This window comes from Pseudomonas sp. AM4(2022), assembly GCF_036346515.1.
Lineage (GTDB): Bacteria > Pseudomonadota > Gammaproteobacteria > Pseudomonadales > Pseudomonadaceae > Aquipseudomonas > Aquipseudomonas paracarnis.
This window is the reverse complement of record NZ_JAOTNW010000043.1, coordinates 1-11,239: the sequence shown is the minus strand read 5'-3', so window position 1 is coordinate 11,239 and position 11,239 is coordinate 1. Positions and strand designations below refer to the sequence as shown.

The 11,239-nt window shown below is 57.3% G+C and carries 13 protein-coding genes and 1 pseudogene; 6 read left to right on the top strand and 8 right to left on the bottom strand.

Translation table 11 applies throughout. The annotated features are described in order from the left end of the window. Positions 1-92: 92 nt before the first annotated feature. Positions 93-251, top strand: a pseudogene (locus ODQ19_RS27725) (transposase domain-containing protein); the annotation flags it as partial. Here ODQ19_RS27725 and ODQ19_RS27720 read toward each other — a convergent pair. Beyond that, positions 182-1,192: a zinc-dependent alcohol dehydrogenase family protein gene (locus tag ODQ19_RS27720; RefSeq protein ID WP_330211805.1), complete on the bottom strand. Its 1,011-nt coding sequence runs from the start codon at positions 1,190-1,192 to the stop codon at positions 182-184. The pseudogene ODQ19_RS27725 and the gene ODQ19_RS27720 sit on opposite strands and share 70 nt — an antisense overlap. 183 nt (positions 1,193-1,375) lie before the next feature. Between ODQ19_RS27720 and ODQ19_RS27715 the strand changes: the two genes are divergently transcribed. Beyond that, positions 1,376-2,275: a LysR family transcriptional regulator gene (locus ODQ19_RS27715; protein WP_330211804.1), complete on the top strand. Its 900-nt coding sequence runs from the start codon at positions 1,376-1,378 to the stop codon at positions 2,273-2,275. A gap of 96 nt (positions 2,276-2,371) precedes the next feature. On the opposite strand, the gene ODQ19_RS27710 is transcribed toward ODQ19_RS27715, so the two are convergent. From ODQ19_RS27710 to ODQ19_RS27695, 4 genes are all read right to left on the bottom strand, one after another. Then, positions 2,372-2,923, bottom strand: coding sequence for a hypothetical protein (locus ODQ19_RS27710; protein ID WP_330211803.1), 552 nt, complete (start codon positions 2,921-2,923; stop codon positions 2,372-2,374). A 211-nt stretch (positions 2,924-3,134) separates the two neighbouring features. Further along, the gene (locus ODQ19_RS27705) at positions 3,135-3,500 is read right to left on the bottom strand and encodes a BrnA antitoxin family protein (RefSeq protein WP_014719232.1); all 366 of its coding nucleotides are present in this window, start codon (positions 3,498-3,500) and stop codon (positions 3,135-3,137) included. Between the two features lie 3 nt (positions 3,501-3,503). Beyond that, positions 3,504-3,785 (bottom strand): BrnT family toxin, encoded by a 282-nt coding sequence (locus tag ODQ19_RS27700; RefSeq protein ID WP_330211802.1) that lies wholly within the window; start codon positions 3,783-3,785, stop codon positions 3,504-3,506. Between the two features lie 261 nt (positions 3,786-4,046). Beyond that, the gene (locus tag ODQ19_RS27695) at positions 4,047-5,270 is read right to left on the bottom strand and encodes a benzoate/H(+) symporter BenE family transporter (RefSeq protein ID WP_330211801.1); all 1,224 of its coding nucleotides are present in this window, start codon (positions 5,268-5,270) and stop codon (positions 4,047-4,049) included. Positions 5,271-5,365: 95 nt separating this feature from the next. Between ODQ19_RS27695 and pdxR the strand changes: the two genes are divergently transcribed. Continuing rightward, the gene (gene pdxR / locus ODQ19_RS27690) at positions 5,366-6,862 is read left to right on the top strand and encodes a MocR-like pyridoxine biosynthesis transcription factor PdxR (protein WP_330211800.1); all 1,497 of its coding nucleotides are present in this window, start codon (positions 5,366-5,368) and stop codon (positions 6,860-6,862) included. A 166-nt stretch (positions 6,863-7,028) separates the two neighbouring features. Here the strand turns inward: pdxR and ODQ19_RS27685 are convergent, their stop codons facing one another. Beyond that, entirely contained in the window at positions 7,029-7,376 is a 348-nt protein-coding gene (locus ODQ19_RS27685; protein WP_330211799.1) for a hypothetical protein, read from the bottom strand. Then, a complete protein-coding gene (locus ODQ19_RS27680) occupies positions 7,357-7,530 on the bottom strand; it encodes a hypothetical protein (protein WP_164692209.1) in 174 nt (57 codons plus the stop codon). The genes ODQ19_RS27685 and ODQ19_RS27680 overlap by 20 nt, the downstream gene beginning before the upstream one ends. Positions 7,531-7,666: 136 nt before the next feature. Here ODQ19_RS27680 and ODQ19_RS27675 point away from each other — a divergent pair, with 136 nt between their 5' ends. Together ODQ19_RS27675 and ODQ19_RS27670 are read left to right on the top strand one after the other, a co-directional pair. Then, positions 7,667-8,341 carry a response regulator transcription factor gene (locus ODQ19_RS27675; protein WP_116665751.1) on the top strand — a complete coding sequence of 225 codons (675 nt, stop codon included), beginning with the start codon at positions 7,667-7,669 and terminating at the stop codon, positions 8,339-8,341. After that, complete coding sequence (locus tag ODQ19_RS27670) at positions 8,334-9,644, top strand: sensor histidine kinase (protein ID WP_330211798.1); 1,311 nt, start codon at positions 8,334-8,336, stop codon at positions 9,642-9,644. The genes ODQ19_RS27675 and ODQ19_RS27670 overlap by 8 nt, the downstream gene beginning before the upstream one ends. 75 nt (positions 9,645-9,719) lie before the next feature. Here ODQ19_RS27670 and ODQ19_RS27665 read toward each other — a convergent pair whose 3' ends face one another. Continuing rightward, entirely contained in the window at positions 9,720-10,160 is a 441-nt protein-coding gene (locus ODQ19_RS27665) for a hotdog fold domain-containing protein (protein WP_116665753.1), read from the bottom strand. Between the two features lie 134 nt (positions 10,161-10,294). Between ODQ19_RS27665 and ODQ19_RS27660 the strand changes: the two genes are divergently transcribed. Then, positions 10,295-10,912, top strand: coding sequence for a TetR/AcrR family transcriptional regulator (locus ODQ19_RS27660; RefSeq protein WP_116665754.1), 618 nt, complete (start codon positions 10,295-10,297; stop codon positions 10,910-10,912). The last annotated feature ends 327 nt before the right edge of the window (positions 10,913-11,239 follow it).

Sequence of the window (11,239 nt, the reverse complement as noted above, 5' to 3'; positions counted from 1 at the left end):
CCAGATAGATAAAAGCCTGCAGAGATGCAGGCTTTTTTTTGCTTGGGATTTGACCCAGCAATCCAGACGCTTAGCGCGCTTCGTATGGCGCCATCAATGGGCATGATCCGTATGCTTATTTGAAGGACGTGCTCACGCGCCTGTCGTCGCAGCGGGCGAGTGATTTTGAAGCGGCTTGGTCCTATGCGATTTTGATTACTACCTTACCAAAGGCGCCTCTGGCCAAATGTTCGTACGCTTCGCGTGCTTGATCGAATGGATACACGCGGTCGATTACCGGGCGAATCTTGTGCTCATTCAAGAATTCGTTCATTCGGTCAAATGACGAGCGTGGAGCAACGGCTATGCCGCGAATCGTTGTTTGCCGGAAAATCATAGGCATCAGGTTCAAGGTAGAGGTTTGGCCTGTCAGAAAGCCGATCTGTGCGATACGTCCACCTGCCTTTGTTGCAGCAATCGATTGATTGATGCCGTCACCGCCTGCCACATCCAGCAGGAGATCCACTCCCTTGCCGTCAGTGAGCTTCAGAACTTCCTCTGCCCACTCAAGGGTAGTGCGATAATTTATACCCGCAACAGCGCCCAATTTTTTTACAGCCTCCAGATTTTCATCACGGCTGGAGGTAACGATAACCTTGGCTCCCAAAGCGGTAGCAATTTGTGCTGCAAAAACAGAAACACCTCCAGATCCCTGAACCAAGACGGTTTGGCCGGCCTCGATCTGGCCATAATCGACGAGCGCATACCACGCCGTCAGAGCAGCAATTGGAAGGGTCGCTGCTTCCTCATCAGACATGTTGTCGGGGGCACGTACTGCGCTGTCTTCATGGATGATCATGTATTGCGCCAGACCACCAGGCAATGGCGAGCCGAAGCAGTAGTCGGGTTCATCTGGCCCAGGCATGCCGTCCAACCAACGTGAGTAGAGGTGTGAGTTGACCCGATCTCCGATAGCAAAGCGGCTGACACCTTCACCTACTGCCACGACAGTCCCCGCCGCATCGCTGACGGGGATCAGCGGCTTGGGCACCCTGTGAGGTTCATAGATGCCGTCAACGATGGCCTTGTCCCGGAAATTGAGTGATACAGCGCCTACTTTAACCAGCAGCTCACCCGCTTGGGGCACGGGGGTTTCCGTTTCGCCCTGCACGAGATTATCCAAGCCGAAATCTTTCAGAAGCCACGCTTTCATTTTCTGTCTCCAACAATTTTGAATGTGCAGGGGAGCAAAGCTCCTCCTTTACGCTGAGGACATTGTTGAGGTTTCACGGCCCTGGATAAATGTGCAGAAAGCAACAGGATTGTTATCCTGATAAGCAACAATCATCCAGTTAACTCGCTTCCCGAGAAGAGACTTATGGAGCTTCTACAGTCGATGCAAGTATTCGCCAAGCTAGCGGAGTTGGGGAGCTTCACCAAAGTCGCTGAGGCAATGCAGGCCGGGCGACCGCACGTCACACGCACCATTCAGGATCTGGAAGCCTCGCTGGGTGTCCGTCTGTTCCAGCGCACTACGCGTAAAGTAAAACTGACTGCTGAGGGAGAGCGGTTTTACGAACGCGTCAAAGAGATTTTGGCAACCATCGCAGAAACCACTTCCATGTTCGACCGTAGTGGATCGACGTTGCGAGGGCGGCTTCGAATTGACATCCCTACTGCATTTTCCCAGCACAGCTTCATGGAAAGCCTTAGGAGGTTTACCGAGGCATTTCCCGAAATCGAGCTTGTGCTAGGCGTTACCGACCGTACGGTAGATCTCGTAGCCGAGGGCATCGACTGTGTATTGCGAATGGGTGAACTTCCGGATTCAAGCATGGTGGCTAGAGAAATTGGCACCGCCACCATGGTGACCTGTGCGTCTGCAGGTTATCTCCAAGCCTGCGGTGCACCCATAACCCTACAAGATCTAGTAGACCACCAATGTGTCAGCTTCCTTTCCGGTCAAAATAACAGACCGCTGCCTTGGCACTTCTCGGTAGACGGCGAAGATCGTCCACATACGCCTCGGGGTGGAATCACCGTGAATGAGTCGAATGCCTACGTTCAATGCGGTGTTGCAGGCTTCGGCATTGTTCAAGCGCCTGGAATTGCGGTTGAGACATTCCTCGCAAGCGGAGAACTGGTTGAAGTGCTCAAGGCATTTCGTCCAAAGCCTCGCCTGGTTTCCGTGCTTTATCCAAGCAGAACGCATCTTGCGCCTCAGGTCGATGCATTTGTGGATTGGCTGAAGGAAGATTTTCCTGTGCTACACCCCAACTGGTTCACCGCGCGCTAACCTTGGCTCATATGCTGACTTCGCACCAAGACGGGCGAGTGCAAGATGTGTTCGGCAGACGCTTACGGTGAGTGGGCCGGACGGTTATCTTACAGTTCAAAGCGAACAAGGATTAACCAGGTTTACGATAGAGGTCATCGTCATTCCCGCTCTCCCTCGCCCCGTGTCCTTCACATAATCCTTTTCAGTGCCCACCAAGGTTCGCTTTCCTGGTTGGAGCATGGTTTCCACGATGAGTTTTTTCTTCGCGATATCCGGTTTAAAACTCGGCTCTACTGGCCAAATTTGCACGGCGTAGTCTTGGGTGAACAAAATCAGATTTGGAGCGGTATCTACCGGCGTTTGTAAGTGCGCGCACATGACGTCGCTGGCTTGTACTTCAACCATTGTTTTGTAGTGGGGCTTGTCGTAACTGGCCAATATCAATTTCGTGCGAGTCTGAACCCCCAGCGCTTCCTGAGGGTGGCAAGGCGTCACTTCTCCATAGGCGTAGGCGCACCAATTCACCTGGGTCATTGTGACGATTTCCTCAGGCTTTAATAACAAGTCTTTCTGGATGTTCAACTGGTCTTGCGGTTTTTCGTAGGGGATTGTCGTGCAGCCAGTGAGCAATGCGAGTGCGAGCAGAGTGATGAACTTGAAGTACATGGCGTTCATTTCCTATGAATTACATCGACCTGATAGAAACGACTTCCACAAAACGGAATTTTTTCCTAGCCGCCTTGGTAGCGTCTTACTCAGCTAGGATACCTGGGAGAGACTCTTGCTCGGGAGGCGGGCTGCAGAGATACAGGCTTTTTTTGCCTAGGATTTGGCCTGCATGGCGCGATTCGCAAGAAGCCAACTCTAGCGCTTCGATTTAGACAGGTTTGCTTTTTGATTTGGCAGGCAGCGGATTAACAAGCATTCGATTCAATTCTCCAGCGAGCGCTATCAACTGCTGTTCCAACGCTTCGATCTCTGAGACGCTGATGCCGTTGTTGAGGACTTGCAAGGTTTTGGCTTGTTTCTTCGATGCTGGCGCTAGGTTATGGGTGTCCTGGGATACCAATGCCTGCCGCAGTAGATTGTTGATTACGGTCTGATAGCCGGTGCCTGCACTCTGCGCACGTTCACGGGCGGCTTCGATCACAGCATCGTCCAGCATGATCGTGATACGGGTTTTGCCTTTGTTGCTGGCGATGGCGCCGCGCTTGGCGTTACTGAAGTCGTATTCGTCTTTCATGGCTCAAACCTCAAGGTACTGGCGCCGTTCATTTTTGGATGCAAGCCGGGCGCTGATGATGTGTACGAAATTGGGATCGCGGTAGGTGTAGGCCACTACCAACACGCGTCCGTTTGCGTCGGTGCCCATGATCACCCAGCGTTCTTCTCCGTGATCGTGATCTTGCATGGTCAGGGCTGCCTCGTCGTAAAACACCGGTTCGGCATCAGCTAGGCTTACGCCTTTATGCTTGCGCTGGTTAGCGATGTTTTTGGCGTTATCGAATTGAACCATGAATGTTTTCATTATGCATATTTTGTATGCATGAAAAGCGATGAAATGGACGATCGGCTGTGACGATCTATATCGTGGACACGCCATTTTCCCTCCGATCAGTTGGAGCTTGATCTTGCAGAAATTGCCTGCGGATTTCCGTGCGCAACGGGTGTCTGTTTACGTAGCCATGTTCTGTATGCTTTGTCGGAAGGCATGCATAGACATGACCGAATGTCATATCGAAGCGTTTGAGTGGTAGGCGGGCTGCGTTTGAGCCCAGGTCGCGGAGCCTCAGTTAGCAGAGTTCTCACGAGCATCAAGCCCCCGACGCGGCAACCGCCCATTAAGCACGACGTACGCCGCCAACCCAATCAGCAGCCCCCAAAACGCCCCGCCAATCCCGAACAACGTGATGTTGGCGGCCGCTGCCAAAAAGGTAATCAGCGAAGCCTCACGGGAGTTGGCATCGGCCATGGCGCCGGCCAGGCTGCCGCCGATAGTGCCGAGCAGGGCGAGCCCGGCCAGGGTGGTGATGAAGGTGGCCGGAAAGGCCATGAACAGCGCGGCGAGGGTCACGCCGAAGACCCCGACGAGGATGTAAAAGACGCCTGCGGCAATCCCGGCGATCCAGCGCTTGGAGGGCTCTTCGTGGGCTTGCTTGCCGGTGCAGATGGCGGCGGTGATCGCCGCGATATTGAACGCGTGCGAACCAAAGGGCGCCATAAGCAAGGAGCCCAACCCGGTGATGGTCACGATCGGGTTGGCACTGGTGTTGAACCCATCGTTGCGCAGCACCAGCATGCCGGGCATGTACTGGCCGGTCAGGGTGATCAGAAACAGCGGCAGCGCGACGCTGAGCAAGGCGTTGAGCGAAAACTCAGGCCGGGTGAATATGGGCGCCGCCAGTTGCAGTTCCAGGCCCGACAAGTCAACCCGTCCCTGAGCCAGCAAGAAGGCCAGTCCCAACGCCAGAATACCCACAACCGCGTAGCGTGCGGTCAGGCGTTTGAGCACGAGGTAGGCAACAATCAGCAAGCCGACCAGCATCGGGTCAAGGCTCATGCCGCCGAAAGCACCGATGCCGAACTGCAACAGAATACCGGCGAGCAACCCGGCGGCCACGCCTGGCGGGATCAGCCGGATGACTTTTTCGAAATAGCCGGATAAGCCCAGCAGCACGAAGGCTACGGCCGAGATCATGTAGGCGCCCACCGCCTCGGCATAAGGGGTAGTGGACAGGGCCACCACCAGAAAGGCTGCCGCCGGTGTCGACCAGGCGGTGATGATGGGGGTGCGGGAAACCCAACTGAGAAACAGCCCGGTAACCCCCACGCCGATCGATACCGACCACACCCAGGAAGCCGTCAACGCAGGGCTCAGCCCGGCGACCTTCGCGGCCTGGAACACCAGAATGAAGGTGCCGCCATAGTTGACGATGACCGAGATCAGGCCGGCCATAATCGGGGGGATGAAGTCGCTGAGGCGAACTGATGAGTGGGATGTTGACGAAGGCATGGCGTTACGGTGCTCCTTGCAAATGGCGATGCGCAGAGTCTACGGATAAACTGGCCTGCTCCTTCCAGCCAATTTATTCATGTAGAGCAGACCGCATGGCGCAAACCTTCGAGCTCGAAACACTGAAAATCCGGCTCAACGATGCCGAGTTTCAGCGGCTGGATCTGCATCAGCGCATCCAGCGCGCTCTGCGTGCATTGATTCTGGAGGGCGCCCTCGATGCAGGCCTGAAGCTGCCGGCGACCCGGGTGCTGGCCAAGACGCTCGGCGTTGCCCGCGACACGGTCGAGAACGCCTATGTGCATTTGCACCGGGATGGCTTCATTGTGCGGCGCGAAGGCTCGGGCAGCTATGTATCGGAGGCTGTGGGCACAGAGTTACGCGGGGCTGCGCGCCGGCGCATGAAAAGGCAAGACACCCAGCGCAGCGATGCAGCGCCAGGGTCGGGCTTGAGCCGGCGCGGCCGGATGATGTTCGACACCGGTGGCGTGACTGATCAACAGGCGGTCAAGGCCTTTGCCACAGGGCTGCCGGAAACCCGTACCTTTCCTGTCGATATATGGGAACGCCTGCAACGCCAGGCCATGAAGGACTACCGGGGTAACGTCCTGTTGCATGGCGACCCGCAAGGTGCCGAGCCTTTGCGCAAGGCGATCGCCACCTACTTGAACCTCGAACGCGGCGCCAAATGCTCGCCTAGCCAGGTTCTGGTATTGAGCAGCACTCGCCAGGCCCTGTACCTGTGTGCCCAACTATTAGTGGACGCCGGCAAGCCCATCCTCCTGGAAAACCCCGGTTACTACGGTGCCAAGAAGGCTTTTGAAGCGGCCGAGACCCAGGTGGTGCCCATTGACGTCGATGCCGCGGGCATACGCACCGACCTGCGGCGGGCAGACCGCAGCGGTGCCAATTGCGTCTATGTCACGCCTTCGCATCAATACCCCACCGGCGCCACGTTAGCGCTGGAGCGCCGGTTGGAGCTGATCAACTGGGCAGCCGAGCAGGGCAAGTGGATCATCGAAGACGACTATGACAGCGAGTTCCACTACGACGGACCGCCGATTGCCTGCGTTCAGGGCCTGGACCCGTACCAGCGCACGATCTACCTCGGTACCTTCAGCAAAACGCTCTACCCTGGATTGCGGATGGGCTACATGGTGCTGCCTGCCGAGCTGGTCAACGCCTTCACCTACGCGCGAAGCATCATGGACGGCCACACGCCACAGATCCTTCAACTGACACTGGCGCGCTTCATGGAGGACGGTCACTATCACGGCCATGTCCGGGCCATGCGCAAACTGTACGCCGCACGCCGTGCCGTCATGCTCACCGCCATCGGCAAACACATGAAGGGAATTGCCACAGCCTTGTGCCCCCATGGCGGGCTGCAGATGCCCTGCCTTTTGGCTGATGGCTGGTCGGAGGAAACCACCATCCGCCAAGCTGCCAGCGCAGGCGTGCAGTTGCCCGGCCTCAGTCGGCTGTATGCCGGCGAGGAGAAGAAACAAGGTTGGCTATTGGGGTATTCATCCTTGACAGCCCATGAAATCGAAACAGCCATGCGGCGGCTGGCTACTGCGCTGCGCAAGTAATAGGCCCGTGCCGTTCAGTCAAGACTTTGTAGGAGCGAGCTTGCTCGCGAAAAACGCACAGGCGCCGCGTTCATTCAGGAAGCACGCGTTATCGTTGACGTTTTTCGCGAGCAAGCTCGCTCCTACAGAGGTAACTGAACGGCATTACGTGCAGTATGCGAGGTATCTAAAGCCTGCTCGGAGTTTGAACCGCAGGCAGGATGTAGTCGAACCATTGCGCAAGGTTCGAGCCTGATAGCCGCTGCAGCTCATCGACATCCATCAACTCATCCTCACCGGCGTTGTAGCACTGATCACCGCTGCGCCTGTCATCGGGATAGACCATAAAACCACCGCGCCCGTCAGGGCAGTCGGGCAGATAGACCGAGGACAGGTCGCGTTGTTCATCCAGTTGCGCATTCAAGCGTGCGATATAGATACCCATCGAAACGGCCACACCAATAACCAGCACCACGCAGGCGACCAACTGGCTGGCATAACTGGCGCCTATCTCATCACGACGCACGGGCGACATCACACGACCCTGTCTGCTCAACATTCTGGCCAACCAGAAACCAGCCATTGCCTCCCATGCGTACCAACTGAGTTTGCTGTGGAAGGATGCCCACCATCAGCGCGAGGAAAATCACGGCTAACAGCACCCCTTTGATCATCGAATACAGGTTCATGACGGTGACGAGCTCTGGATAAGAAGAGCCTTAGCCTAAGCCGCACGGGGTTAACGTCAGGTAAACATCACGGGAAACCGCCCGACTTCCGCTATCCTTCACACCGCTGCGTACTGCCTGCCCGAGGGGTTTTTCCGTGCATATTCATCTGCTGCTGGTCGAGGACAACCTGGACCTGGCCACCACCGTCATCGAGTACCTGGAGATCAGCGGCATCGTCTGCGATCACGCCAGCCATGGCCAGGCCGGGCTGAACCTGGCACTCAACCAGCATTACGACGTCATTCTGCTGGACATCATGCTGCCGCGCCTGGACGGCCAGCAGGTGTGCGCACGGTTGCGGCAGCAAGGCATCCAGACCCCCATCCTGATGCTGACCTCGCTGGATGCGTTGCCGGACAAGCTCGCCAGTTTTGCTGCGGGAGCCGACGATTATCTGGTCAAGCCGTTCGAGCTTGCCGAGCTGGTGGCGCGGATTCGCGCCTTGAGCCTGCGGCGCAGCGGCCAAACCAGCCGCCTGCAAGTGGATGACCTGGTCATGGAGCTGAGCACCCGCAAAGTCAGCCGGGCAGGGCAGGAGCTGCACCTGTCACCCATCTGCTGGGCCTTGCTGGAGCACTTGATGCGTGCCAGTCCCGAGCCTGTTCCCAGGGAGCGTTTGGAAAGCAAAATCTGGGGCGATGAGCCGCCCGACAGCAATACGCTCAAAGTGCACATGCATCGGTTGCGCAAGGCGGTAGACAAACCGTTTGGCCGGCCATTGATCCACACCCTGGCGGGTGTCGGCATTCAGGTAAAACCCCATGCGTAATGGCCTGAGCTTGAAGTGGGTGATCAGCGGCAGCTTCCTGTTACTGATTGCCGTGGTGCTGGTGATCTACAGCAAGCTGCTGCCTGAATTCACCGTGCGCGGACTGTTCTATACCGCCAGCGCGATGATGGAGGAGGAGGCCCAATATTTTGTCAGGCACTACAAGCAAAATCCGGCCACGCCGACGCCGCACAATTACTTCTATACCAGCGTCATCGGCAAGGAGGCGTTGCCGCAGGATGTGCGCGAGTTGCTGAATGCACCGCCCAACCTGTCTTTCGGCGCGGTGAATATCTTCGGCGATCTCTACTCCGATGATGACGACGCGCCGTTTCATATAATCCTCGAACAGCCTCTGGGCGACGGCAAAACCCTCTACATGTATGACATCGACCACGATAAGGAAGTAGGGGGGGAGGTCGAGACGCCATTGTCCGACGCCTACTTTGACCAGGTACTGGAAAGCGTCCAGCTCATCAGCCTGGCAGTATTCGTGCCGGCGCTGATCATCATCGCGCTGTTGGTGTGGTGGTTGGTGCGTCCGCTGGGACGCCTGATCCAATGGTCCAGTACCTTGAACAATCCTGACGCCCTGGCCAGCGAGCGGCCGGGGTTCAACTTCAAGGAGTTCAATCTGCTGGCTGACGCCCTGGCCAAAAGTGTTGAGCAGGTGCAGGCCGCCAGCCAGCGCGAAGGCCGCCTGTTGCGCTACACCAGCCATGAACTGCGCACGCCGCTGGCGGTGCTCAAGGCCACTATCGAATTGTTGGCCCTGCAGTCGGGCGGTGTGCTGCCACCCTCATTGCAGCGCATAGAACGCTCGGTGCTGAACATGCAGCTGATCGCCGAGACATTGCTGTGGATGAGCCGCGAACGTCCAGAGCCGCTGCCGGAAGAAGACGTTGACCTGAGCGAACTGGTGGGCGACCTGATTGAAAAACACCGCTACCTGATCGGTAACCGGGATATCGAGTTGAGCATCGACATCCAGGACGGACCTTGCCGATTGCCTCCTACCGCCTGCCGCATCGTGATCGGCAACTTCCTGCGCAATGCGCTGCAATACGCGGAAGAAGGCACCGTAGAAATCAGCTTCAAATACCCCCGGCTGATGATCGCCAATCACATCAGGGAGACGGGGCCGCAGCAGGAGTCGGATGATTTTGGCTATGGTCTTGGGCTGCAGTTGATGCGCGAGTTATGCGCAAAGCTGGGCTGGCAGATTGAGGTGTTTCGTGAGCAGCAGCGGTTTACGGTCATTCTTGATGTGGTGAAGCCGCGGGCCTTGGAGTCGGTAGGGTAACGGCAGGCTGTGCATTTCACCGGGTGAGTTAGCTGGCCTGCCTGCGCGGCGGTGGGGGGCTGAACGACCGAGTGCCTAAGCGAGTTTCACATTCATGGTGATGTGGGCGGTGAAGACCTTGACGCCACCCGCATCGAAGACCTCGACCGGCACGATCTTGTCCCCTGCGGTCTGCCAATCGATCGCGCTGCCATCGGCCACGGCGCGGATATCGGTTTTCGCCTTGGCCAGGTATTCCACAGTCATGCCCTTGGGAATCCAGCGTGCGCCCGCGGGGATCGACGCGTCGGTCATCATGCCGCCCGCGAGTTCGGCGGCGTTGCACAACGCAATGGCATGCACCGAAGCCAGGTGGTTGGTGATTTCCTTGCGAAACGGCACGGTAACCACCGCATGGTTGGGCTTCAGTTCCGTGATCTGGGGAGTGATGGTGCTGAAGTAGGGCGCCATCTGGCACGCCAGGTTGCTGAATGCGGCGGGGCCTACGCTATTGAACATGCTCAGTGCTTGGCTCATACGAATATCCTCAAGGTCGAATTACAGAGTATTATTCTGTTACGGAACAATATTCTGTAAAATCCATGCCTGTCAAGCCGAGCTTTCTCTAGCGGTTGCTCAGCCTATAAACTGTTTTGATTTGGCGTTCCCCCATGCACTCCATCGATCTCATCGAACGCACCTTCCCTGGCAGGCGCAGCGACCTCAAGCGCATCATCCTGCGCGAAGCACTGGCGTGTTTTAACGAGGTGGGCATCGAGGCGACTTCTATCGAAACCATTCGCGCGCGCTGCGACACCAGCGTGGGCGCTATCTATCACCACTTCGGCAATAAAGAGGGGCTGGTCGCTGCGCTGTTCTTTGCGGCGCTGGAGGACCAGGCCAGCCTGCGTGACCACTATCTGCAAGCGGCGGACACCGCCCACGCAGGCGTCGTCGGGCTGGTGTATAGCTACGTTGAATGGGTGACCGCACAGCCGGATTGGGCACGGTTCGTGTTCCAAAGCCGCTTTGCCGTCTCCAGCGGCCCGTTCAAGGACGAGCTGCTTGCACGCAACAAACAGCGCAACCAACAGTTGAAGGAATGGATGAGCGGGGAAGGGCGCAAGGAGCATTTCAGTCACTTGCCTGCCGAGCTGATCCCTTCGCTGATCATTGGCGCGGCGGAAAGTTACTCGCGTGCGTGGTTGTCGGCGAAGGTCAAAAAGAGTCCATTTGAATACCGCGAACTGCTGGCTGAAGCCGCGTGGAAGTCGATCAGCCCGGGTTAGTCAGCCCCCCTCATCCTCCTGTGGGAGCTGTCGAGCTTTAGCGAGGCTGCGAAAGCGGTGGTTCAGGCGAGGAAGAGGTTGGCTGTGCCGCCGCCTTCGCAGCCTCGCCGGGGCTCGACAGCTCCCACATTTGGGCGGTGTTGCTGTCGAGACTTGTGCTTGGCGCGATGGTCCTGCAAAGCGATATTTCACATACACCGCCGATCCCCTGTGGGAGCTGTCGAGCTTTAGCGAGGCTGCGATAGCGGTGGGGCAGGCGATGAAGAGGTTGCCTGTGCCGCCGCCTTCGCAGCCTCGCCGGGGCTCGACAGCTCCCACATTTGGGCA